Source organism: Roseimicrobium gellanilyticum (assembly GCF_003315205.1).
Lineage (GTDB): Bacteria > Verrucomicrobiota > Verrucomicrobiia > Verrucomicrobiales > Verrucomicrobiaceae > Roseimicrobium > Roseimicrobium gellanilyticum.
Genome location: NZ_QNRR01000009.1, coordinates 141,707 through 163,182 on the forward strand (window position 1 = coordinate 141,707; position 21,476 = coordinate 163,182).

Genomic DNA, 21,476 nt, shown 5'->3' on the forward strand with positions numbered 1-21,476 from the left:
CTTTAACGCAGGGAAGAGAATCACACCATGCTCGTAGACGGAAAGCCCTACCGCACCGTCTGGCTCAAGCCGGACGAACCCCACATCGTGCAAATCATCGACCAGCGGAAGCTGCCGTGGAAGTTCGAGGTCGTGGACCTGCGCACGGTGGATGAGGTAGCACGGGCCATCAAGGATATGTGGGTGCGTGGCGCGGGCTGCATCGCCGCCACTGCGGCCTATGGCATGTGGCTCGCCTCGCTGGAGGCCATGCGTGACCCCGACTACAAGCTGGCCACCAAGCTCGGTGCCCGCAAGCTCCTGCAGACTCGCCCCACGGCGGTGAACCTCATGTGGGCCATCGAACGCCAGCTCGCCGCCCTCTCGAAGGCGCGCACGGACATCCAGGCCCTGGAGATGACGCGCGAAACCGCCGAATCCATTGCCGATGAAGATGTGTCTGCCTGTCGGGCGATTGGCGAGCATGGACTCACGCTGATTCAGAGCATCTACCGTGGCAAAAAGCCCGGCGAGCCGGTGAACATCCTCACGCACTGCAATGCCGGCTGGCTGGCCTTTGTGGACATCGGCAGCGCCACCGCGCCCATCTACGCCGCGAAGAAGGCTGGCATTCCCATCCACGTATGGGTGGATGAAACCCGCCCGCGTAACCAGGGCTCACGCCTCACCGCCTGGGAACTCTCGCAGGAGGGCATCCCCCACACCATCATCCCCGACAACACGGGCGGCCACCTCATGCAGCATGAGAAGGTGGACATGGTCATCACCGGCGCGGACCGCATCACGCGCAAGGGCGATGTGGCGAACAAGATCGGCACCTACCTGAAAGCACTGGCCGCCAAGGACAATGGCGTGCCCTTCTACGTGGCCGCCCCCGGCAGCACCATTGACTGGGAGATGAACGATGGCCTGCTGGAGGTCCCGATTGAGCAGCGTGGTGAAGAAGAGGTCGCCTTGATCGAAGGCATGACCAGCGCCGGCAAGCTGGAGACCGTACGTCTCTTTCCGCAGGCGAGTCCGGCTGCGAACTACGGCTTCGACGTCACCCCTGCTCGCCACATCACCGGCATCATCACCGAACGTGGGGTGGTGCGTGCGGATGAAGCAGCGCTGGATCGGGCGTTTTCGTGAGTGGTGGTCCGCACACTCCGTGTGCGGTCAGAGGTCTGGAGCAAAGCACACCCCTGCGGGTGAAAGCCTCACACTCAAGGAAGGAGGATATTCTTCCGAATTGGGTATAGCTAGCCGGTGGAGTGGTTCCGAATCGAGGAAGCCCTCGACGCAAAGAAATGGGGGCAAGAATGCCCCCACTCCTTGAAGATTCTGTCCCCGTCACGGGAGGTAGCAAATCGATGACCGTACACGGAATGGGCGGACCACCATGGGCCGCTACTCCCCGGCCTCTTTCTTCACCTCAGCCTTCTTCTTCTCCACCTCGGGTGAGCTCAGCTCCTCGAGCTTCGGTGGGGTACCACCCTTCGGCACGAAGACCAGGGCAGCGCCATTGATGCAGAAGCGGCGGTCTGTAGGGGTGTTGTAGCCTTCCTTTTCAAAGACGTGGCCCAGGTGGGCTTCGCAACGCTTGCACACGGTTTCCACGCGGCGCATGCCGTGTGAGTTGTCCACGCGCTCGAGCACGTTGTTCGCCTTCGAGGAATCATAGAAGGAGGGCCAGCCGCAGCCGGAGTGGAACTTCTCCTTGCTGGTGAAGAGCTCGCCACCGCAGCAGACGCAGTAGTAGGTGCCTTCGCCTTCCTTTTCGAATTTCTCATACGCAGCACCATGGGCGCGCTCCGTGCCCGCGCGGCGGGTGATGGCGAACTGCTCGGGCGTCAGCTTCTTGCGCCATTCCTCATCGGTCTTGGTGACTTTTCCGGTTTCCATCTTCGTGGTAGAGGCTTCAGGGGTTTTGGGTGTCGCGGGCTTGTCCTCGGCAAGGGCCAGGACCACGGGCAGCGCAGAGGCCAGCGGCAGGAGAAAGATCAGCGGCGTTTTCATGGATGGGTGATCGAACTACGGACAGTCTGGCACAATATTAGGCACGACAGGTATCTGAGTGTCGATCCATCATCAGGTTCGACACTAGGATACGCAAGCTCAGGGACCTTAGATTCAAGAGGCCCCACCCAAATTCGCCATCGTCATCACCCTCCTAAATCCTCACTTGCCAATGCAGTAGAGCGCCTTGTTCGACCGCAGGAAGAGGCAGCCGTCGCTGACTGCCGGGGTGGCGTTGAAATCCGTGGTGTCGCCCACCAGGACATTGGTGCCCAGTACCTGAAACTGGGGTTTCGCCGCCAGGATGTAGGTGCCCTGCTTGCGGCTCACGGCGTAGATCTTGTCCCCGATGAGCAACGGGGAGGCATAGAAGGGTTTGCCACCTCCCCGACGTCCGCCCCCTCCAGCCGAGGGATCCGCCGCTCCGCCAAGACGTTCGCGGTAGATCATCTCACCCGTCTTTGCATCCGCGCACCAGGCGAAGCCCTGGTCACTCACCACGTAGAGTTTCCCATCATGGTAGAGGGGCGTGGGCACATAGGTGGACTGGCTGTCCTGCCAGAGCATGGAGGAGGCGCTCACCTCGCCTTTGTCACCCGCCTTCAGGGCCACGCGCATGGTGGAGGGGAATCCGCCAAAGACGTAGATGTCCTCCCCCTGCACCACTGGGTCCGGCGCCACATTTCCCTCGATGCCCGTGGGCGCATACCAGCGCAGTTTGCCAGTCTCGGGATTCATGCCCCACAGCTCACTCGGCGCGGCAAAGAGGAGATCCTCGCGCCCATCCGCGCGCTTGAGGATCTGCGGTGAGCTGAACGCGCCCTCCAGCAATCCGGCGGTCTGCTTCCACACCTGCCTGCCCGTCGCCTTGTCGAAGGCGATCACAGACTGCGCTTCATCCGCCGCATTGACGATAAGGAGGTTTTTCCACAGCACGGGAGACCCTGAGGAGCCCCAGCGCTGACGCCCTGACTCGCTGCCGGTGGGGGCCTTCCACACTTCCTTGCCGTCCATGTCCAGCGCAACGACACCGCCCTTGCCCCAGTGCACGTACACATGCGCGCCATCGGTCACCGGGGTGTTGCTGGTGTAGCCGTGCTCGCGGATCATGCCGCGCCACTCGTCATCCTGCTGCGTGGTGGGGTAGTCCTTCTGCCAGAGTTTCTGCCCGGTGACCTTGTCGATACAAAGGACGTGGCGCACCAGTGCGCTCACATCGCCATCCTCCTTCTGGCCGGAGAAGCACGTCACGAACACCTTGCCACCCCACACGATGGGACTGGACGCGCCTGCACCGGGAAGACCGAGTTTCCACTTCAGATTCTCCTGTTCACTCCAGGCTGTGGGAACGGTGGCATCCGTGCTGACGGAGTCACGGTTCGGTCCGCGTGTTTGAGGCCAGTTGCTCGCAAGCGCAGGCAACGAAAAACACAACACTGCGGGGAAAAGAAGGAGCGGCTTCATGGCTGAAGGAATGAAACAGCCCGGAATTGCCCCGGTTGCGCATGAGTGAGTGATCACGACAATCTCTGCTTCGTGACTTGCAGCACCGCCCTCCCGATGCTTCGTCATTCCCACATGCAAGCGGTCTTCTTTCGCGCCGGACTCGGCGACGTGATACGCACCATCTACCTCACCCAGGCGTACAAATTCATCAGCGAGACCACGGAACCGGTGAAGGTCATTTCCGCCTCGCACAATCCCTTCACGACCGAGATCTTCCGCTACCATCGGAACTCGAAGAATTTTCTCATCCTTGAACTGGGCCATAAGTATGAGCAACTCCTCAATGCCGGCCTGAGGGCCGGAGATCTCGATCGAGCCATTTGTGAGTTTGCCGAAGTACGTCAGGAAGACCTCTTCACCGGGAAAAAGCTGCCGGACTTTGTCCCCCAGTTCAATGCTCCAGACGATGTCGAATCCTCCGGTCATCTCATCTTCCAGCCGTTTGCCGGGAGTGTGGCGGATCGCACGTTCTCAGATGCACTGATGTCGGATCTGGTGCGCATCCTGGAGAAGCTGCCGTGCCACGTCTATTTGATCACCCGCAGCTTCACACGCAAGAGCAACACCGGACGTTTGATCCACGCGAGTGAAGACGCCCGCCGCTTCACCCGTGAAAACATCACCGTGATGGAACATCTCAGCGTGCCTGCCACGCTCAACCTGGTGAAGTCCAGCAGCGCCTACCTGGGCTGCTGGTCCAGCCTGCAGCAGGCCGCGTGGTTCGAAAACAAACCCGTGGCCGTGCTGTACCCACCGAACTGGTGTGATGTGGTGAAGCGCACCGGGTATGCCTTCGGACTGGATCGCCCGGATTGCTTCCACACCGACTTCAAGGCACTGGATCTGGACAGGCTGCAGGCATGGCTCGCCCAGTGGATTTCGCACCGCCCAGCTTCGCCAGCGCCTCCCGGATCACTGTGATGTGTCCCATCGCATGCGAGGGAGGCACGCTGAGGTCTTCTGCCTGCAACTTGTAGGGAACCACCTCCGGATAGTAGAAGGGCACCCCGCTCACCCGCGCGAATACCATGCCGTGGAAACGGCCTGTGAGCACCAGCTTTGAACGCGCGATCTGAAGGTAGGCCTCATGCGGAGTCAACGACTCCATCACCTTGGTACCCGGATAGCGTCGCCGCGCGAAGGAGAGTTGGGCCTCATCATCCACGCGCGCGCCCATGCTCAGCCAGGTCGTTTCATACTTCATGGAACTGAAGAACTCGACGAAGCGTTTGCTCATCGGGTCCGAAGGAGACACCCGCCCTGCCACCACGATGGTGAGCCCACCGCTGCCTTGGGCGGGCGTTTCATCCACGAGTCCCGGCATGAGGTAGCCTGTGTCCGGATACCACCGGGCAATGTCACGTCCCACGAGATCACGCATGAGACTCACGCATTTCGGTGAACGCAGCGTGATGAAGTCTGCCTGTTCGAAGTAAGGCACCCACGGCTTGAGCGAGTCCCGGAATCCTGCCTCATGATCCGGCCGGAACTGAAACCCGCACGAGGAGAATCCATAGGGCACTCCAGCCCCGATGGCCCACTTCATGTAGTGCTCCATCTTCGCAAAGTGCGGCGATGGAGCAGACGGGTCTTCTCCCTTGGGATTATTGTACAGGATACCACCACCACCCATGACCACCAGATCCAGATCCGCCGGCATTTCCTCCGGCAGATCCGAATTGTAGATCAGCAGTTCATGTTCCGACAGGTGTCGGGAATAGATCAGGGGATAGGTGTTGTCGCCGACATTACCGTAGCCACTCGCGCCCACGAACGCGATCTTCATAGAGCGGCGGGAACGAACGCCGGGGACTGGGTCTTGATCCGGGTGGACCCTTGGGCTTGCGGGAAGAGGGTCTCGAACTGGGCAGCCACCTGGCTCCAGGCGTACTGCGGCTGCCGGACATGGGCCATGCCTTCGCGCGAGAGGCGCTGACGCAGGCTGGCATCCGTGTAGATCTGCTGGAGGCTCTGCACGAAGCATTCGTCATCAGGAAGCGCTCCTACCGTGTTGATCTCGGGGTGGACCAATTCCGTGGTGCAAGGCACCTTGATGGCGGGCTCTGCCCATTCACCCAGCGCGGCCCAGTCCGGCACGATCTGCGGCACGCCGCAGGCCATGCCTTCCATGGTGGTGAGCCCCCAGCCTTCGCCCAAGGTGGTGGACACCTGCACATCGAGTGCATTGTAGGTGTCCTGCAGGTGCGAGGCGTCGCACGCCTCATGGAGCTCTTCCGGTCCAGTGAGGATCAAGCGACCCGCGACTCCGTAGAAGCGGGCCACGCGTTCCAGATTCCACCCCGTGTCCTTCTTTGCGCAATGCAGCAGAAGCCAGGCATCCTTCACATCATGCGCCTTGGTCCACTGGGCAAAAAGGCGGATGGTTACATCCAGGCGCTTGCGGGGCTGGTTGCGGTTCACATTACCCACCACGAAAGCGTTCTCAGGAAGCTGAAGGCCCAGCCGTGCGCGTGCGGCCTTCTTCTCCACGGGCTGCCACTGCGAGCCATCCAGCCCGTGAGGGATCACGTGCCGTGAGCCGGTGAATCCGGCCTGCACCGCCTGCTGGTAGCCGTAGTCCGTGTACCACACGGCGGCGGAGAGTGATTCCAGGCGACGGATATCCGCGGGATCAAGATGCGCACCATCAACCGGCATGTAGCCAATGATCGGCAGAGTCTTGGGCGCATGATCAAGGAAGGCGGCCACATTCCACCAATCATTGTTGATGATGGCTACGTCCGGCGCGATCTCCTCGCAGAGCGCGGCGAAGCGATTCATGCCCCACATGTCACCGCCCTGCCAGGCGGGCAGAATGGTGTAGGGATATTCGTGGCGGGCGCCGCTGTAGTTGATGCCGGAAACAAAGACCTCCCAGTCGCGATGCAGATGCGCGAGCACGGAGTGCGTGACCGTGGCGAAACCCGTGGGAACCGTGGCGTCTCCCACCCACAGGAGGCGGCCCTTTGCCGGAGTGCTGCGCACGGCGGCCTGCGCCATGATCGTCGTGGCCTCGCGGGCCTTCTTCCGCGAAGTACGCGGAGAGACCTCCAGGGCATTCACGGGAACGCCGGAGCCGCTGGCAAGGATGGTGGTAGAGGTCTTGGAAGTGAGTTGTGCCTGGAAGCTGGGAGCTGCTTGGGCGGGAGAGTGGTTGCTGGGTGTGTTCATGATGACTTTCAATACTCGCTGATCTTGAGGTCCGGCAGTGCGTTCTGAAGCTGGTTGATCAGGCGGAGTTCGGGACCGACATCGATGATGTTGGGGTCGGACACGACAGCATTGATTCTGAGCAGGCGAAGATTCCGAAGGGCGGCCAGTGACTCAACCGCTCCCTCATTGAATCCCTGGGTATCTTTCAGATTGAGACTGGTGAGCGACTCCGCCAGGCGCGAGAGATATCCCAGACCGGTGGAGGTAATCTTGGTACTGGCGAGATTGAGGTTTTGCACAGACCCGGCGATGGCAGCGGCATCCACCACGACCGCGAGATCCTGATCCCGGAAAGCAGGCGCCTGATGAAACGAGATGCGCCAGATTTCGAAATCTTCCTTGGGCAGGTCCACTTCCGAACGAATTTCGTATTCGCCGCCCATCATCTGCAGCGGCGCACCCTCTGTGACGTAGTTGATCGTTCCACCCCTCGCAAAGACCGTGCGGGCCAGCGCGGCCTGTGCCTCCCGGCGTTCGGACGGCGCGGTCGCCGTCTGAGGCGGCGGATGGGTGGCAGAAGGCGACGGCGCCATCTCCTTGGACGGGGTCATGCCAAAGAAGTAGGTTCGTGCCCTCTCCATCACGCCGCTGGAATCCCCGAAGATGAAATATCCCAAGGCAAGCAACGAAAGGGTGGAGAATCCCCAGCTCAGGTTTCTCCACCAGGGCCCCCTTGGCTTCTTTCGCAAGTGCACCGTGGTGGCAGACGGGCTGGCCGGTGGATCTGGATCGCCGGGCACCGGGGTGCGCTCAAGAGGCGAGGGATTGGGGGCAGCTCCCGTAATCGGATCTATCAACTGACGCACCACCGTGCTGAGATCCCCCACGCTCTGGTAGCGCCGCTTGGGATCCACCTGAAGCGCGCGGCTCACCACTTCATCAAACCTCTCGTCCACACCCACGGCACGTGAAGGCGGCTCCCAGGCGCCCTTCGGCACATGATTCGTGAGCATTTCATAGAGCATCACGCCCAGGGAATAGATGTCAGCACGATGATCGACCTCGTAGTCGCGGGTCACGGCCTCGGGCGCCATGTAGTCCGGCGTGCCCAGCGCATCGCTGGCGCCGGTGAGCAGGTGCTGGGGTGGCGCGCCGATGACCTTGGCCAGGCCGAAGTCCGCCACCTTGGCGCGTCCATTTTCATCAATGAGGATGTTCGCCGGCTTTACATCACGGTGTACTACACCACGGGAGTGGGCGAACTGCAGCGCCTCGCACACCTGCATGGCGATATTGAGGAGTTGCTTCGCGGTCGCGCGTCCCTCCTTCATGAAGCGGCGGAGGTTCGTGCCCTTCACATACTCCATGGCGTAGTAAAGGCAGCCGCCGCTGGCCTCACCCGAGTCATACACGGAAACAATATTCGGATGGTTCAGCAGCGCCAGCGCCCGGGCTTCGCGGCCAAAACGCTCGGCAAACACCCGGCGATTCCGCAGCGATACCGGGAGCAGCTTGATGGCAACAACGCGATTCAGGCTGCGCTGTCGGGCCCGATACACCGCGCCCATCCCTCCGCGATCGATGAACTCGAGAAATTCATACGCAGGGATCTGCTGATCAAGTTCCTCGATGGAAGGTGGGTTGAATGCGCCCAGATCAAACGGATCCGCTATCGGCGACTGATGCTCCCCTGGCGGGGTTAGAGCGGCCAGACTGTGAGGATCCTTCTCTGATTTCATCTCTCCACGAAAAAGGAAGATAGTTGGCGGAGAAAAAAATAAGGGGCTTTCCTACAAACACAAGGTGATTTGCGGACGAGCACTTCACCCCCGATTCAGCGCGCAGCCACCAAATAAAGCTGTATTTGTCACACTTGTCACCCAAAAGTCGCAGAAGCGACTCAGCGCGAGAGGGTGGCGCTCATGTCCGCCGCCAGGGCAGCGTTGCCAATGATGCCGGATTCATTGCTAAATTTAGCCGGAACCAGTTTCAAACCTTCCCAAACCACGGTGGAGAGCATGGATTTCATCTTTGCTTCCAAAGGCTCAAACAGGAGCGGTCCTGCCTGCGCCACACCGCCACCGATCACAAACGCATCGGGATTCAGCAGCCAGGCAATGCTCGCCAGTGCCGTTCCGAGCCAGTCTGCTACTTCACCCCAGACCTGGCGTGCAATGTCATCACCCGCATGCGCTGCTTCCGCGATCGCTTTGGGAGTGCACTCTGAGGCTTCGCGATGTACTCCGGCCTGCGCATACCGGTGCACGGCGTGCTCAGCGATCTGATTGTTGCCCACGTACTTCTCCAGGGCGCCGAGATTGCCGTAGTGCCCGCTGGTGCCTTCGAAGTGGATGCTCATCTGCCCGATTTCCCCGGCGGAGAAATGTCCGCCGCGATACATCTGGCCATTGAGAATCAAACCTCCACCCACACCAGTACCAAGGGTGAGTGCCACGACATTCTTCATCCCCTTGGCCGCACCATAGCGCCACTCCGCGTAGGCCATGGCATTGGCGTCATTCTCCACAGTGATGGGAAGGCCGGTGAGATCGCCCAGGATTTTGCGCAGGGGAATGTGATGCCATCCCGGGACATTGGTCAGCACGTGGACAAACCCCTTGTCGAAGTCCACGAGTCCCGGAACACCCACACCAATCGCAGCAATGTCCGGATACTTCACGCACAACTTCTCCACGCGCTCTGCCATGGCACGAATCAGGGCATCGGGTTCCTTGTAGTCACCGGTGATGATAGGTGCATCCGTTTCCAGCAGGGTCTCACCACGGCAAACACCCAGCTTGATGGAGGTGCCGCCAAAATCGACGCCGACTGCTGTGACTGCCTGGGAAGTCATGATGTGATGTGCGAAAAAAGAAAGGGGTGCGTGAGGGTTAAGAAAGGGGGTGGAGATTTCCCACGAGTCGCAAGCCGTGCAAGGTCAAATCCTCATCCACCCGCTCGATCTCCGGCAAGGCGGAGGCGATCCATGCCGCGTCTCCTCCAGTGGCCACCACCCTGAGGCCAGTCGGATTTCCCATTTCGCGACGCAATGCTTCCAGGATCCCGCGTACCATGCCGCGATATCCGTGCGCCGCACCGGAGAGAATGGCCTCCACGGTGGACTTGCCGATGGCGTGCGTGGGTTCGTGCAGATCCACCTGCGGCAGAAGAGCCGTACGCTCGTGCAGATAGTCCGTCATCAGTCGCAATCCCGGGGCAATCACGCCACCCACATAGGAGGCGCTGGCATCCACAATGTCGAAGGTCACCGCCGTGCCGAAGTCAATCACAATGCCCGGCGCACTATATAAGTGAGCGAGCGCCACGGCATTCGCGAGGCGGTCCGCGCCGATGGTCTCGGGCCTTGGATACGTGATGCCGATGCCCAGCGGGATGTCATGCCGCAGCACCAGCATGTTCTCGAAATAGCTCTTCAGCTTCTCCGTAGCTGCGGGCACTACGGAAGAGGTGACCACCCGGTCGTACTTCCAGCCATCCAGGGCTTCGGCAAGTTCCGCAGGAGCCAATCCTGCCGTGGGGAGGTCCCGCTGTTCCTGAATCTCCGTGCGACTGGCAAGTCCGAACTTGGTGCGGCCGTTGCCGACGTCGATGAGGAGGTAGTCCTGAGGCATGGAGTGGGCTGCTTTGATAGCGAGGGACCGGGGACAGGCAAGCGCAGCGACCTCCGGACATCGCCACCGCCGTCACCAACCGTCCGGCTGGAAGGTTTTGGGTTCCTTATTCTTGAGGGTTTCCAAATCAAAGGGGGTGGCACCTTTCACCGCAGCCTTGTTGCCACTCACTTCCAAGCTGAGGCCGTCCTGCAAATCCTTCTTCTCCAGCCAGTAACGGAGCTGCACATCCTGGGTGGTACCGGGGGCGATCTCCGGCTGGGGCTCGAAGGGAAGGAAGTAGCCCGGAATCTCCCGTCCACTGGCGGTCAGCAGACGCACTTGGGGTGGCTGGAGCACCAGCTTTTCCGAGCCGGAGTTCTGGATGCGGGCCTCAATGTCGAGCCGGGCATTGCCAAAGTCCCGCTCAACTACGGCACGGTGCACTTGGAGTGGCTTGCCGGGGTCTCCTTTGACAACAGTACCGGTTTTGCGGGGTGGAGGCGTATCCCCCTCTTCCTCCTCGGACGGTCCGCTGGTAAACACCCACACCAGGCCACCGACCACGATGGCCAGCAACACCCACAGCTCGACGCGCTTGAAGAGATTCATCGCCACATCATGGCACGGGAGGGCGGGCGGGGAAAGCAGGAGGTGTCAGCCAGGGCCCTGAGGCCCTGCCTTGTCGCGTCCCGGTTATTGACCCGCTGAGGCGGCTACGCCAGCCACACCGATGAACATGACCACCACCAGGATGATGAGGAGTGATACCGCCAGCAGAATGGCAGAAATCATGCCGCAGATGCGCCCGGCGGAGGTGTTTGACCTGCCCTCGGGGTCCATGATGCCGGCATCCATCTCGCGTAAGTCGTTGTTCCCCATGATCCAGGCGACGATCCCGAAGATCTGGCAGGTGACGAGGCCGAGGATGCCGAAGACAAGGATGAGAGTGCCGCGGTGAGGTTTCATAGCAGGATGGAGAGGCTGCAGAATTCATAAGCAAAGCAGGCGGAATGTTTCTCCGCAAGTGTCCAGTCGGGCGGCAGACCGCATTCTTGCTTGCCAATTTGGCTTTCCCCCCTACACTGCCCGCCCCCTTCCCGCCTTTGTGGGTTGGGGACCGTCAGAAACAATTCAAACCGCCGCGTGATCGAATCAGTCAAGTGACTGAGCTCCAGCCCCGCTGAAGTGCGATTGCAGGCCCCCATCGCTACATGTCCCAACAACTCGCAGAACTCGTCGAAGCCGGAGTCCATTTCGGCCACCAAACCCGCCGCTGGAACCCGAAGATGAAGAATTTCATCTTCGACTCGCGCAACGGCATCCACATCATCAACGTCGAGAAGACCATCGACCAGATCGGCGAAGCCTCGCTGTTCTTGAGCGATCTCGCTCGCAAGGGCAAGCGCCTCCTTTTCGTGGGCTGCAAGCGCCAGGCGCAGGAAGCCGTGCAGGAAGCTGCCGAAGCCTGCGGCCAGTACTATGTGAACCATCGCTGGCTGGGCGGCACGCTCACCAACATGAGCACCATCCGCAAGAGCGTGGCCCGCTGGCAGTACCTTGATGACCTGCCCAAGCTCCCCGAGTTCAAGGCCATGTCCAAGAAGGAAATCGCCGCGCTGAACCGTGAAAAGGCCAAGCTCGAGCGCAACCTCAAGGGCATCCGCTACATGGACGGCCAGCCGGACGCCATGATCATCGTGGACAGCGCTCGTGAGCACATCGCCGTGCACGAAGCCCGCCGCCTTCGCATCCCGATCGTGGCCCTGGTGGACAGCAATGCGGACCCCGACCTCGTGGACTATCCGATCGCCGCGAACGACGACGCCATCCGCTCCATCCGCATCATCCTGCAGAAGCTGATCGACCCGATCATCGTGGCGCAGGCCGAAGCAAAGAAGTAAGGCGGCATCGCCACTTGCCTCGAACGTTTCCGGCGCGCAGCTTCACCGCTGCGCGCCTTGTTTTCCAGAAATCCCATTTTTCCACTCATTCATTCCCATGGCAGAAATCACCGCTGAAATCGTCAACAAGCTCCGTCAGAAGACCAACGCTGGCATGATGGACTGCAAAAAGGCTCTCACCGAAGCCCAGGGCGATCTTGAGGCCGCTGAGACCATCCTTCGCAAGAAGGGCATCACCAAGGCCGCTGGCAAGCAGGACCGCGCCACCAAGGAAGGCATCATCGCCAGCTACATCCACCTCGCCGGCCGCGTGGGCGTGCTCATCGAGGTGAACTGCGAGACCGACTTCGTCGCGAAGAACGAGAACTTCCAGTCTTTCGTGAAGGACCTCACCCTCCACATCGCCGCCGCGAACCCCACCTACCTCCAGAAGGACGATGTGCCCGCGGACATCATCGCCAAGGAGAAGGAAATCGCCGCCGAGCAGGTGAAGGGCAAGCCCGCCAACGTGGTCGAGAAGATCGTGGAAGGAAAGATCAGCAAGATCTTCTCCGAGCAGTGCCTCCTCGATCAGGCCTACATCAAGGACGACAAGCTCACGATCTCCGACCTCATCAAGAGCAAGATTGCTGAGCTCGGCGAGAACATCGTCGTGCGCCGCTTCACCCGCTATGCGGTGGGTGGGGAGTAAGCGTCACACAGCTCACGCTGCATAATTCCAACGCGGATGGTGCCTTGCGCATCATCCGCGTTTTTTGTTTTAGCTCAAGCCGTGGAGGGAGGTTGGCACAGGAGTGATGGGTGTGGCGGGCTGCATTGGATCCAACACAGCGCCGAGCGGAGCGAGACGACTGCGAAACAGCCCGAAGGGTGAGGACGGAAGGACGAATCAAACGCGGAGACGCAGAGGAACTTCGGAGACTGAGATGACTGTGCATAGCGCATCGTGGGACTCGAAACCAACGGGAAAGGGTCTGTGGACACCGCCCAGAGAGCTGCTCTTCACAAGTAGCTGTATTTGCATTTCTCCGAAGTTCCTCTGCGTCTCTGTGTCTCTGTGTTGAACACCCTGCACCCAAACTCACCCACCTTGGGCAAACGGGGCAAACTCTCTTCCCTCTCTTTCACTTTCCACGTCATGCATTCTGCGCCACGCTGGCGTCTGCATGAATCGCATCGACCGCCTCACGGGCATGATCCTGCTGCTGCAAGGCCAGCGTGTGATCACGGCGGAAACCATTGCAGAACATTTCGAGATCAGTGTGCGCACCGTGTACCGCGATCTCGCGGCACTGGGTGAAGCGGGCGTGCCCATCGTCGCAGAGGCTGGCATCGGCTACAGCCTCATGCGTGGCTACCACATGCCACCCATCATGTTCACCGAGGATGAAGCTGCTGCGCTCTTCCTCAGTGGTGAAGTCGCAGAACAGGTCGCGGATGACTCGCTGCGCCAGGCATTGCGTGCCGCGATGCTCAAGATCAAATCCGTGCTGCCACAGGAAAAGCGCGACTACCTACAGCGACTCGGCAACGCCGTGAGCGTGCGCCTACGCCGCGAACACGCGGGTGCAAAACACGAGGGGCTGCTGCCCATCCAGGACGCCGTGGTAAGGCGTCGCTGCCTGGCCCTCTGTTACAACACGGCCAACCGCGGCGCCATCACCGAGCGCATCGTGGAGCCGCTGGGCGTGGTGTTCTATGCCCGCGAGTGGCACTTGATCGGATGGTGCCGCCTGCGCCTCGACGTGCGTGACTTCCGGCTCGACCGCATCCAGTCCTGGCAGGTGCTGGATGAGATCTTCACTGGGCACGAAGATTTCTCGATCAAAAGCTTCCTGAGAAGGGACGTCTCTTGTGAAGAGATGATTCCCGCCGTGGTGATCGTGCAGGGTATGATCCTCGAGGGTTTCCTCCACGAGCTCCCAGGGACTCCGCTGGCTCGTGAGCCGCTTCCAGACGGAAGGGTGCGGCTGGAGCTGCTCACTTTCTCCCTGGAGTGGCTGCGGCATTTCCTGCTGGGTTATGGCACCATGGTGGAGGCCGTGGAGCCCGCAGATCTCCGCGATGGCGTGCGCGCCGCCGCACTCGCGGTGGCTAACCGCTACGCCAAAGAAGAGAAAGTGCGGGAATTCGCAGAATCCTGAAACCCTCCTGACATAGGGCTGTCAGTGCCGTGTGGTTGACTACCCACGTTGCCACCCATGTGGGCTGCGCAACGTCCACTAGCCAACCCAAGTACCACGATGAAACAGAACGCGATCAACTGGTTTGAAATCTACACCAACGACATCAACAAGGCCGCCGACTTCTACGAGAAGATCCTGAAGAAGGAATTGTCCAAGATCACCAACGAAAAGTACAACATGGCCATGTTCCCCTGTGACCTCGACAACGGGGTGGGTGGCGCGCTGACGCAGATGGACAAGTGCCAGCCGGGCGGCGGCGGCACGGTGGTCTACCTCAATGTCGAAGGCGACCTCGACGGTGTGCTGGAGCGCATCCCGAAGCACGGTGGCACCGTGGTGCAACCGCGCTTGGACATCGCTCCGCACGGCTTCATCGGCATCTTCAAGGATCTCGAAGGCAATGTTGTCGGTCTCCACAGCATGGTGTGAGTAAGACGGCAGCGAAGAACCCTCACGCGGATGATGCGCACAGGTGCGTCATCCGCGTTCATTTGTTTACATCACTGCCGGAACGAACGGGCCCCCTGGCTCCTGAGCCCTGTGCACTGCCGGTGGTGGCCTTCACCTCCGCCGGCTTTTGGCGTTTGTAGTAAACGTTGTAGTCGATGTGATTGTGGATCAGTGTGTCTCCGGGCGAGAGATAGCAAAGATAGTCGCTGTACACCGTCTGCTCCGCGCCTTTGTCGTCCTTCATCACGTGTGCAAACCCCATCCAAATGGGACCGCGCTCGTGTTCGAGCCAGATGCCTTTGCCTTTGGAGTGGCCGTAGTCGTAGGTGAATGTGCCATCGGGAGAAAGCACCAGCCGCGGTTGGTTTGAATCCTCGTCACACCATGTCCCTATGTATCTGCTGTCCTTGGCCGGCTTCTTGGACTCGCTCTTGAGGGCGTCCATCATCTCCACAAACCCCTTGGGAATTCCGTGGCCCACATGCTCCTCGAACCATTTTTTCTGTGCCTCTATATGCTCATTGAGAGGAGACTTTCCATGGTCTGGCATGGCCGGCTTGGCCTCTTCGGCCGCGGTCTCAGTCTGTTTCGGCACGGATCCTTTCTTCGGCGCCGCCTCCTGCGCCATCAAGCATGCAGGGGCTGCCACTAGGACGATGGCGACGAGGACACACATTCCGTTGCCAGTCTCAGGCAGAGCGGCCTGGTTGGCAATACGGTTACTTCGCATCCTCCAGCGACAGCAGCTTCATCGTCACGATCTGCTTCATGGGGACGGTTTGGCCTTGCATCTGCAAATGCATCTCCGTGCGCGTTTCATTGCGCACAATCACCCGCTGCTGCTGGTCGAAAAGTGTTTCAGCGGTGAACTTGGAACCATCTGCCCAGCCTGTGATGGAGGAAGCACCGGGGGACGTACTCAAGGAACCGTCCACGAGAAGCTTCGCATGCTTGCGTCCTTCGACTTCCACCACGGAATCAAACCTGCCCGCACCTTTGATCACCACCGCCACGGGCGGCATTTCCATCTTTTCCTCAATGTTCCATGTGTCGCCCACGCTGGCAGGATTCTTGGGCAGGAACGTTTCAAAAGATTTGCGCCACGCGTCCGCGATCTGTTTTCCATCCATGCTGACGGTGTTGCCCAAGGGCGTGGGCTGCAGCTTCTCCGAGCCGCGTGTTTCCACATACTTGTCGTCCTTGTCGAACACCAGTGTGACACTCTTGTTCAACAGTGCGCCAAACGTCTGCTGCAGGAAGGGTGGGGACTTGGCAGGGTCTGCGGAGTCGTAGGTGTGCGATTGGCCCATGATGTCCATGGTCGCCTTCACACCTGTCAGGCTGAATTCGGCGAGCTTGTTTCCGGTGGCGGGCTCTGCTGTGACCCGGAATTGAAATGTCTGTGCCACATCTGACTTTTCGGGTTTTGGGGCGCCTGGTACGGAGGTCGTCGAGGACGTGACTTGCTCATATTTGTAGAGCTTGCCCGGCTCCCAATGACTCCGCAGGACCTCCTTCTGCGCGAGGAGGGGGTGGGCGGCAATCAGGACAGCGAGGGAAAGGAGGAGGCGCTTCATGAAAAAGGCAACGTTGGGAGCTGGCGCGGAAGAAACCACCATCCCCGGACCGTGCCAAGCGCCTCCGGCTGAGAACGGTGCCAAATTTTCGCTTAATTGATCCCAACAAAACGATTTTTTTGAAAAAAGCCCGGTCTTTGGCACACTGCCCGCTATGATGGAGTGGCAACTGGGCAATGCCGCCGGCAAGAAAACGCAACACCACGCCATCTACCACCCAAACCAATCATCTATGAAAAAAGTCGAAGCCATTATCAAACCCTTCAAACTGGAAGACGTGAAAGAGGCGCTTGCCGAGGTCGGTGTGCAAGGCATGACGGTGGTGGAAGTGAAGGGATTTGGCCGCCAGAAGGGTCACACGGAAATCTACCGCGGCAGCGAGTACACCGTGGACTTCCTGCCCAAGGTCAAAATTGAAGTGGTAGTCGAAGGCGACCGTTGTGACACCGTGGTGGACGCCATCGTGAAGGCGGCGAACACCGGCAAGATCGGTGACGGAAAAGTTTTTGTAAGTGACGTGGTCGAAGCCATCCGCATCCGCACTGGTGAGCGCGGACGTGAGGCTGTCTCTGGAAACTAGACCGCGTATAAAAATTTCCGACTAACCATCGGAGTGAGGAAGCGTGCGAAAAAAGGGCAGGCCGGGCCGGGTGGTCCGGCCTGTCTTTTTTTTGTGGTCAATGGCTGCGCGCCATATTCTTGGATTTCAACACAGAGGCACAGAGACACAAAGGCACGAAGGGGAATGGAAAATGAGAGCCCCTGGGGGACTGAGCCCAAAGGGGAGCGATCCAGGCGCACGAGGGAGACGGGCAACTTTAGCCCACTCCCTTCTTCAGCTCTGTGTTTTCGTGTCTCTGTGTCTTCGTGTTGAATCCGAAGCACAAGGCCACCCCCTTTACTGCTCCTCCTCGCGCTTCCGGCGGCCCTGCTTCTGGAGCTGCTCCAGCGTGTCGCTCACGTCATCGACATTGTCCCAGACGTCCTTGGCCACCAGGATGGGGGCATTGTTCGCCACGGCCATGGCGATGCTGTCACTCGGGCGGGCGTCGATTTCCACCACCTTGCGTGCCTGCACCTCGTTTTCCGCGGTGAGGATCAGGCGGGCATAGAAGACGCCGCCGTCCAGGGCATTGATGATGACACGCTCCACCTTGGCGCCGAAGGCCCTCAGCATGTGTCCGATAAGATCGTGCGTCAGGGGGCGGTCCTTCACAATGCCGCGCATGGACATGCTGATGGCCAGGCCGACCGGCTCATCGACGAAAATGACAAAAGTCTTCTCCTCGTTGCCAAGGAACACGGCATGCCCGCTGTCCATTGCAACCACGTTGCGCAATTCCACTGGCACGACGTTGTTGATCATGAGGGAACGTAAACCCCTGCCTGTCCGGGGGCAAGGGGATGCCGCAGGATTCCTGCATCAGAATTCAACTGCCGCCCGGCGCCGGATACATCTCCCGGAATCGGCGGGAAACCTCCACATACTTGGCAGCCAGGCGTGCATTGTCCTGCTGCTCGGCATGGGTGAGCGTCCGCACGACCCGCCCCGGAGATCCGAGGACGAGCGAACCTTCCGGCACCTGGGTCCCCTTGGTGACGATCGCTCCGGCTCCGATGATGGATCGCGGCCCGATCACCGCGCCATCCATGATGATGGCTCCCATGCCCACGAGTACTTCATCGCCAACATCACACGCATGAATGACGGCACGATGACCCACGCTGACGCGCTCGCCGATGATCGCTGCATAAGCATCAGACACATGCACAATGCATCCATCCTGAAGGTTGCTGGATGGTCCCAGCGCGATGCGATTGATATCACCGCGCATCACACATCCATACCAGACACTCGCATTCTCTCCCACGGTGACAGCACCGAGAACCACTGCTCCTGGTGCTATAAAAGCCGTGTCATGAATGCTTGGAATACATTCAGGCATCAAGAAGTTTTTCAGTGAGGATTTTTCAGACATCTGGGGAGCATTAGCTGTTGACGCTTTCCATGGGCGTGGGCATAACGAACGCGTCTTCTCTGTTTCCGATCCAGTCACAGAGGAACCTCAACAAATCAAGCAACACACACCAATCATGAACAAAGCTGAACTCATCGAAGCAGTCCAAAAGACCCTTGGTGGTGAGACCTCCAAGCGCGCTGCGGGCGATGCCGTGGAAGCCGTGCTGACTGCCATCGCCAAGGGCGTGGCGAAGTCAGGAACGGTGCAGCTCATTGGCTTCGGAACCTTCAAGGTGGCCAAGCGCGCCGCCCGCACTGGCCGCAACCCGAAGACGGGTGAAGCCATGAAGATCAAGGCCTCCAAGACGGTTCGCTTCGTGCCTTCCTCGGCGCTGAAGGGATCGCTGTAAAGCTCATCTGGCATCACCAGCATCTACTCCCACACAAGTGCCCGCCGCCTGATGGCCGCGGGCATTTGTATTTTATGCATATTATTGCATAATTATTTCTATACTCCTTGGGCTGCTGCAAGCAGTCCCGCTGCTTTGTGCCGCGTCTCCTCCCACTCATGCGCGGGATCGGAATCCGCCACGATGCCGGCGCCGGTATGGAAATGCATGCGCCCATGCTCCCTCCATGCAGTGCGGATGGCGATGCTGAACTGGCTCTCGCCATTGAAACCAAAGCATCCGATCGCACCTGTATAGAGTCCGCGCTCGTGAGGCTCCAGTTCATGGATGATCTCCAGCGCCCGCTTCTTCGGTGCACCACTGATGGAGCCTCCGGGGAAGCATGCGAGAAAGGCCTCCACCTGGTCCACATCCGCGCGCAGCGTGCCCTCCACCGTGGAGACAAGATGATGCACCTGCGCATGCCTTTCCAGATGGAGGAGCTGCGTCACCTGCACGCTGCCATACTCACACACGCGGCCGATGTCGTTGCGCTCCAGATCCGTGATCATCACGAGCTCCGCACGCTCCTTTGGCGAATGCATGAGTTCATTCGCAAGCTGATGATCTGCATCACGGCTCTGCCCGCGTGGTCGCGTGCCTTTGATGGGACGCGTGACAATGTGGCTGCCGCTCATCTTCAGGAAACACTCGGGTGAGGCACTGCACACCTGCATGCCCGCGAGATCCAGGTAGGCTGCAAAGGGGGCAGGGGAGACATCCCGCAACCGCAGGTAGAAGGCGAGGGGATCCAGATCCGCCGGCCACTCGCCCGTCCAGGGGTAGGAGAGATTCACCTGATAAATGTCCCCGGCAGCGATGTACTGCTGTGCGCGCTCCACAAGGCCACAAAAGGTCGCCTTGTTCATCAGCGGCTCCATATCCAGCGAGGCACCAGCCATGCTGCGCACGACGGTAGAAGACGACGCTGCCACGCGGGCCGCAGAAGCATCCAGCCACGTGCCGCCGCCATGCTGGAACACATGACACTCCGGATACACGCCAAAGATGAATTGCCCATCGAAGCCCACCCAGCCGAAGAGGCCGCCTGAAGGCGCGCCAAGGTCCGGCACATGAGGCTGCTGGTACTGCTGGAGCACACGACGCAGCACCGGCGCGTCCCGGAAGATGTTTCCAGTCAGCACCTCCACCGGTTGAGAGGCCAGGATCGAGAGACTCGCGGCATCCGGCACCGCCGTGTCCAGCCAGACGAGGCCCCCGGCTGCATGCAGCCGCGTGGCCAGCTCCGTGGGCGGGAGCAGGCTGGAGGCTTGAAGCGGAAGGGTGGTGCCGGCGGGCATGAGGGGAAAGACCTAGAATGCGATCGTACGCCTCACACGCAAGGAGGGAATGTACGAACCTGCTTGACCTTGAGCAGGCTGGGATGGCAGCATGCTGGGGAAAAGAGGGCAAGCATGCACATGGCGGAATCATCCAAGAAGGGCACGCGCAAGGCTGCGGCGAACGCTCCCCACCGTACCATCATCCTCTGGCTCTCTGCCCTTTTCGTGGTGTCCATCACCCTCTCCGGATGGTATCCGCTCTTTCCAGAAGACTGGATCGTGGAGCACATCCTTGTCCTGGCGACTGCTCCCGTGTTGTGGCTGCTCTACCGCAAGATCCCGCTCTCGGTGGTGTCCTGGGTGGGTATCTATCTGTTCCTCTACATTCATGAGCTGGGCGCGCACTACACCTACTCGAAGGTGCCGTATGACCAGTGGACCCAATCATGGTTCGGCTTTTCGTTGAACGGCTTCTTCGGCTGGGAACGCAATCATTTCGACCGCTTCGTGCACTTCACGTATGGATTGCTGCTCGCGTATCCGCTGAAAGAGATCATCACCGCGTGGTGTGGGGCGAGAGGTTTCTGGCCCTGGTTCTTCGCGCTGGATGTGGTGATGTCCACCTCGTGCTTTTATGAACTGCTCGAGTGGGCGGCGGCGCTGGTCTTTAGCGAGGAAGTCGGCACGGCCTATCTTGGCACGCAGGGGGATGTGTGGGATGCGCACAAGGACATCCTTCTCGCGGTGATCGGGGGATTCATCACACTGACGGTGGCCACTGTTCTCGAAGCGCGCAAACGCGGCGCCGTGTTCTGGAAGGAGTGGCGGGAGAGCTTCCGGGTGGCGCGTGACGTCAACTAACGGGACGCTGGACAGAATTCGTTGCCCACCGAGCGTGACGCAAGGAAGTCCCTGACCTCCTCATAGTATTTTGCATCTTCGAACATGGAGCGGGTCATGTGATACCTCTGCCCGTTCGACAACACCACGGTGAGAATGGTCTGGAAGTTGAACCGGGTCTCCCAGAGACCCTCGACATCGGAGTAGCGGATGTTGGAAGATTTCAAATGCAGATATCCCGCAGGAAGGGTGAGCACCTCATCTCCCAGCTCCAGAAATCTTGGAAACACGGCGGTGCGCACCAGAAGGATGAGACCCATGAGCGAAAACAACCCACTCACAACCGTGAGCACCCAATAGAACATGGTCGCGCCCCCGGGACCAAATTCGATGAGATGCCAGAGGATGAGACCTCTGTCGTTATGCTGCGCTTTGGACGAAAATAGCAAGATGCCCAGACCAAAGAATACCAAGCCGAGAATCGCCATGGGAGGCGAAGGATTGTAGTGATAGCGCTTCGGAAGCTCCATACAGACAATGCCCGCACTATAGACATCAG

24 protein-coding genes are annotated in these 21,476 nt (G+C 59.9%); 9 read left to right on the forward strand and 15 right to left on the reverse strand.

All coding sequences use genetic code 11. From position 1 onward, the window contains the following. The first annotated feature begins 27 nt into the window (after positions 1 to 27). On the forward strand, positions 28 to 1,131 hold the full coding sequence (gene mtnA, locus DES53_RS22565) for an S-methyl-5-thioribose-1-phosphate isomerase (protein WP_113960590.1): 1,104 nt from the start codon (positions 28 to 30) through the stop codon (positions 1,129 to 1,131). 258 nt (positions 1,132 to 1,389) lie between these two features. Here the strand turns inward: mtnA and msrB are convergent, their stop codons facing one another. Both msrB and DES53_RS22575 read right to left on the reverse strand, forming a co-directional pair. Then, positions 1,390 to 1,998, reverse strand: coding sequence for a peptide-methionine (R)-S-oxide reductase MsrB (gene msrB / locus DES53_RS22570; protein WP_245958239.1), 609 nt, complete (start codon positions 1,996 to 1,998; stop codon positions 1,390 to 1,392). 162 nt (positions 1,999 to 2,160) lie between these two features. Next, a complete protein-coding gene (locus DES53_RS22575; protein ID WP_170157314.1) occupies positions 2,161 to 3,462 on the reverse strand; it encodes an outer membrane protein assembly factor BamB family protein in 1,302 nt (433 codons plus the stop codon). 114 nt (positions 3,463 to 3,576) lie between these two features. On the opposite strand from DES53_RS22575, the gene DES53_RS33155 reads away from it, so the two are divergent. Further along, positions 3,577 to 4,425 (forward strand): hypothetical protein, encoded by an 849-nt coding sequence (locus DES53_RS33155; RefSeq protein WP_170157315.1) that lies wholly within the window; start codon positions 3,577 to 3,579, stop codon positions 4,423 to 4,425. Here DES53_RS33155 and DES53_RS22585 read toward each other — a convergent pair. The 7 genes from DES53_RS22585 to DES53_RS22615 all read right to left on the reverse strand — a co-directional run bounded on the left by DES53_RS22585 (position 4,334) and on the right by DES53_RS22615 (position 11,237). Further along, positions 4,334 to 5,290, reverse strand: coding sequence for a polysaccharide pyruvyl transferase family protein (locus DES53_RS22585; RefSeq protein WP_113960593.1), 957 nt, complete (start codon positions 5,288 to 5,290; stop codon positions 4,334 to 4,336). The two genes, DES53_RS33155 and DES53_RS22585, sit on opposite strands and share 92 nt — an antisense overlap. After that, on the reverse strand, positions 5,287 to 6,675 hold the full coding sequence (locus tag DES53_RS22590; RefSeq protein ID WP_113960594.1) for a glycosyltransferase family 4 protein: 1,389 nt from the start codon (positions 6,673 to 6,675) through the stop codon (positions 5,287 to 5,289). Before DES53_RS22590 ends, DES53_RS22585 begins: the two co-directional genes overlap by 4 nt. An 8-nt stretch (positions 6,676 to 6,683) precedes the next feature. Further along, complete coding sequence (locus DES53_RS22595; protein ID WP_113960595.1) at positions 6,684 to 8,396, reverse strand: serine/threonine-protein kinase; 1,713 nt, start codon at positions 8,394 to 8,396, stop codon at positions 6,684 to 6,686. 161 nt (positions 8,397 to 8,557) lie between these two features. After that, entirely contained in the window at positions 8,558 to 9,511 is a 954-nt protein-coding gene (locus DES53_RS22600; RefSeq protein WP_113960596.1) for an ROK family protein, read from the reverse strand. A 37-nt stretch (positions 9,512 to 9,548) separates the two neighbouring features. Then, positions 9,549 to 10,289 carry a type III pantothenate kinase gene (locus DES53_RS22605; protein ID WP_113960597.1) on the reverse strand — a complete coding sequence of 247 codons (741 nt, stop codon included), beginning with the start codon at positions 10,287 to 10,289 and terminating at the stop codon, positions 9,549 to 9,551. 72 nt (positions 10,290 to 10,361) lie between these two features. Continuing rightward, positions 10,362 to 10,880, reverse strand: a complete 519-nt coding sequence (locus tag DES53_RS22610) for a hypothetical protein (RefSeq protein ID WP_113960598.1) — start codon at positions 10,878 to 10,880, stop codon at positions 10,362 to 10,364. Positions 10,881 to 10,964: 84 nt separating this feature from the next. Further along, a complete protein-coding gene (locus DES53_RS22615) occupies positions 10,965 to 11,237 on the reverse strand; it encodes a DUF4190 domain-containing protein (protein ID WP_113960599.1) in 273 nt (90 codons plus the stop codon). A gap of 245 nt (positions 11,238 to 11,482) precedes the next feature. Here DES53_RS22615 and rpsB point away from each other — a divergent pair, with 245 nt between their 5' ends. From rpsB to DES53_RS22635, 4 genes are all read left to right on the forward strand, one after another. Continuing rightward, on the forward strand, positions 11,483 to 12,172 hold the full coding sequence (gene rpsB / locus DES53_RS22620; RefSeq protein ID WP_113960600.1) for a 30S ribosomal protein S2: 690 nt from the start codon (positions 11,483 to 11,485) through the stop codon (positions 12,170 to 12,172). A gap of 97 nt (positions 12,173 to 12,269) precedes the next feature. Next, positions 12,270 to 12,863: a translation elongation factor Ts gene (gene tsf / locus DES53_RS22625; RefSeq protein WP_113960601.1), complete on the forward strand. Its 594-nt coding sequence runs from the start codon at positions 12,270 to 12,272 to the stop codon at positions 12,861 to 12,863. Between the two features lie 475 nt (positions 12,864 to 13,338). Beyond that, positions 13,339 to 14,316: a helix-turn-helix transcriptional regulator gene (locus DES53_RS22630; protein ID WP_113960602.1), complete on the forward strand. Its 978-nt coding sequence runs from the start codon at positions 13,339 to 13,341 to the stop codon at positions 14,314 to 14,316. A 99-nt stretch (positions 14,317 to 14,415) separates the two neighbouring features. Then, the gene (locus DES53_RS22635; RefSeq protein WP_113960603.1) at positions 14,416 to 14,787 is read left to right on the forward strand and encodes a VOC family protein; all 372 of its coding nucleotides are present in this window, start codon (positions 14,416 to 14,418) and stop codon (positions 14,785 to 14,787) included. Between the two features lie 58 nt (positions 14,788 to 14,845). On the opposite strand, the gene DES53_RS22640 is transcribed toward DES53_RS22635, so the two are convergent. Both DES53_RS22640 and DES53_RS22645 read right to left on the reverse strand, forming a co-directional pair. Beyond that, the gene (locus tag DES53_RS22640; protein ID WP_147263559.1) at positions 14,846 to 15,484 is read right to left on the reverse strand and encodes a hypothetical protein; all 639 of its coding nucleotides are present in this window, start codon (positions 15,482 to 15,484) and stop codon (positions 14,846 to 14,848) included. A gap of 43 nt (positions 15,485 to 15,527) precedes the next feature. Continuing rightward, positions 15,528 to 16,385, reverse strand: coding sequence for a DUF6263 family protein (locus tag DES53_RS22645; RefSeq protein ID WP_147263560.1), 858 nt, complete (start codon positions 16,383 to 16,385; stop codon positions 15,528 to 15,530). A 232-nt stretch (positions 16,386 to 16,617) separates the two neighbouring features. Between DES53_RS22645 and DES53_RS22650 the strand changes: the two genes are divergently transcribed. Beyond that, on the forward strand, positions 16,618 to 16,965 hold the full coding sequence (locus DES53_RS22650; RefSeq protein WP_113960745.1) for a P-II family nitrogen regulator: 348 nt from the start codon (positions 16,618 to 16,620) through the stop codon (positions 16,963 to 16,965). 318 nt (positions 16,966 to 17,283) lie between these two features. On the opposite strand, the gene DES53_RS22655 is transcribed toward DES53_RS22650, so the two are convergent. Together DES53_RS22655 and DES53_RS22660 are read right to left on the reverse strand one after the other, a co-directional pair. Further along, positions 17,284 to 17,751, reverse strand: coding sequence for a bifunctional nuclease family protein (locus DES53_RS22655; RefSeq protein ID WP_113960606.1), 468 nt, complete (start codon positions 17,749 to 17,751; stop codon positions 17,284 to 17,286). 64 nt (positions 17,752 to 17,815) lie between these two features. Continuing rightward, positions 17,816 to 18,364 carry a gamma carbonic anhydrase family protein gene (locus DES53_RS22660; RefSeq protein WP_113960607.1) on the reverse strand — a complete coding sequence of 183 codons (549 nt, stop codon included), beginning with the start codon at positions 18,362 to 18,364 and terminating at the stop codon, positions 17,816 to 17,818. 115 nt (positions 18,365 to 18,479) lie between these two features. Between DES53_RS22660 and DES53_RS22665 the strand changes: the two genes are divergently transcribed. Continuing rightward, positions 18,480 to 18,755 carry an HU family DNA-binding protein gene (locus tag DES53_RS22665; RefSeq protein ID WP_113960608.1) on the forward strand — a complete coding sequence of 92 codons (276 nt, stop codon included), beginning with the start codon at positions 18,480 to 18,482 and terminating at the stop codon, positions 18,753 to 18,755. Positions 18,756 to 18,853: 98 nt separating this feature from the next. Here DES53_RS22665 and DES53_RS22670 read toward each other — a convergent pair whose 3' ends face one another. Further along, the gene (locus DES53_RS22670) at positions 18,854 to 20,095 is read right to left on the reverse strand and encodes an anthranilate synthase component I family protein (protein ID WP_113960609.1); all 1,242 of its coding nucleotides are present in this window, start codon (positions 20,093 to 20,095) and stop codon (positions 18,854 to 18,856) included. A 120-nt stretch (positions 20,096 to 20,215) separates the two neighbouring features. On the opposite strand from DES53_RS22670, the gene DES53_RS22675 reads away from it, so the two are divergent. Next, positions 20,216 to 20,938, forward strand: coding sequence for a DUF2238 domain-containing protein (locus DES53_RS22675; RefSeq protein ID WP_170157317.1), 723 nt, complete (start codon positions 20,216 to 20,218; stop codon positions 20,936 to 20,938). Here the strand turns inward: DES53_RS22675 and DES53_RS22680 are convergent. Next, complete coding sequence (locus DES53_RS22680) at positions 20,935 to 21,405, reverse strand: hypothetical protein (protein ID WP_211325647.1); 471 nt, start codon at positions 21,403 to 21,405, stop codon at positions 20,935 to 20,937. The two genes, DES53_RS22675 and DES53_RS22680, sit on opposite strands and share 4 nt — an antisense overlap. Positions 21,406 to 21,476 lie beyond the last annotated feature (71 nt).

What these genes read in the sequence shown, in the direction of transcription:
- mtnA (WP_113960590.1), top strand. Translation starts at nt 28, where the DNA reads ATGCTCGTAGACGGAAAGCCCTACCGCACCGTCTGGCTCAAGCCGGAC.
- msrB (WP_245958239.1), bottom strand. Translation starts at nt 1,998, where the DNA reads ATGAAAACGCCGCTGATCTTTCTCCTGCCGCTGGCCTCTGCGCTGCCC.
- DES53_RS22575 (WP_170157314.1), bottom strand. Translation starts at nt 3,462, where the DNA reads ATGAAGCCGCTCCTTCTTTTCCCCGCAGTGTTGTGTTTTTCGTTGCCT.
- DES53_RS33155 (WP_170157315.1), top strand. Translation starts at nt 3,577, where the DNA reads ATGCAAGCGGTCTTCTTTCGCGCCGGACTCGGCGACGTGATACGCACC.
- DES53_RS22585 (WP_113960593.1), bottom strand. Translation starts at nt 5,290, where the DNA reads ATGAAGATCGCGTTCGTGGGCGCGAGTGGCTACGGTAATGTCGGCGAC.
- DES53_RS22590 (WP_113960594.1), bottom strand. Translation starts at nt 6,675, where the DNA reads ATGAACACACCCAGCAACCACTCTCCCGCCCAAGCAGCTCCCAGCTTC.
- DES53_RS22595 (WP_113960595.1), bottom strand. Translation starts at nt 8,396, where the DNA reads ATGAAATCAGAGAAGGATCCTCACAGTCTGGCCGCTCTAACCCCGCCA.
- DES53_RS22600 (WP_113960596.1), bottom strand. Translation starts at nt 9,511, where the DNA reads ATGACTTCCCAGGCAGTCACAGCAGTCGGCGTCGATTTTGGCGGCACC.
- DES53_RS22605 (WP_113960597.1), bottom strand. Translation starts at nt 10,289, where the DNA reads ATGCCTCAGGACTACCTCCTCATCGACGTCGGCAACGGCCGCACCAAG.
- DES53_RS22610 (WP_113960598.1), bottom strand. Translation starts at nt 10,880, where the DNA reads ATGAATCTCTTCAAGCGCGTCGAGCTGTGGGTGTTGCTGGCCATCGTG.
- DES53_RS22615 (WP_113960599.1), bottom strand. Translation starts at nt 11,237, where the DNA reads ATGAAACCTCACCGCGGCACTCTCATCCTTGTCTTCGGCATCCTCGGC.
- rpsB (WP_113960600.1), top strand. Translation starts at nt 11,483, where the DNA reads ATGTCCCAACAACTCGCAGAACTCGTCGAAGCCGGAGTCCATTTCGGC.
- tsf (WP_113960601.1), top strand. Translation starts at nt 12,270, where the DNA reads ATGGCAGAAATCACCGCTGAAATCGTCAACAAGCTCCGTCAGAAGACC.
- DES53_RS22630 (WP_113960602.1), top strand. Translation starts at nt 13,339, where the DNA reads ATGAATCGCATCGACCGCCTCACGGGCATGATCCTGCTGCTGCAAGGC.
- DES53_RS22635 (WP_113960603.1), top strand. Translation starts at nt 14,416, where the DNA reads ATGAAACAGAACGCGATCAACTGGTTTGAAATCTACACCAACGACATC.
- DES53_RS22640 (WP_147263559.1), bottom strand. Translation starts at nt 15,484, where the DNA reads ATGTGTGTCCTCGTCGCCATCGTCCTAGTGGCAGCCCCTGCATGCTTG.
- DES53_RS22645 (WP_147263560.1), bottom strand. Translation starts at nt 16,385, where the DNA reads ATGAAGCGCCTCCTCCTTTCCCTCGCTGTCCTGATTGCCGCCCACCCC.
- DES53_RS22650 (WP_113960745.1), top strand. Translation starts at nt 16,618, where the DNA reads ATGAAAAAAGTCGAAGCCATTATCAAACCCTTCAAACTGGAAGACGTG.
- DES53_RS22655 (WP_113960606.1), bottom strand. Translation starts at nt 17,751, where the DNA reads ATGATCAACAACGTCGTGCCAGTGGAATTGCGCAACGTGGTTGCAATG.
- DES53_RS22660 (WP_113960607.1), bottom strand. Translation starts at nt 18,364, where the DNA reads ATGTCTGAAAAATCCTCACTGAAAAACTTCTTGATGCCTGAATGTATT.
- DES53_RS22665 (WP_113960608.1), top strand. Translation starts at nt 18,480, where the DNA reads ATGAACAAAGCTGAACTCATCGAAGCAGTCCAAAAGACCCTTGGTGGT.
- DES53_RS22670 (WP_113960609.1), bottom strand. Translation starts at nt 20,095, where the DNA reads ATGCCCGCCGGCACCACCCTTCCGCTTCAAGCCTCCAGCCTGCTCCCG.
- DES53_RS22675 (WP_170157317.1), top strand. Translation starts at nt 20,216, where the DNA reads ATGGCGGAATCATCCAAGAAGGGCACGCGCAAGGCTGCGGCGAACGCT.
- DES53_RS22680 (WP_211325647.1), bottom strand. Translation starts at nt 21,405, where the DNA reads ATGGCGATTCTCGGCTTGGTATTCTTTGGTCTGGGCATCTTGCTATTT.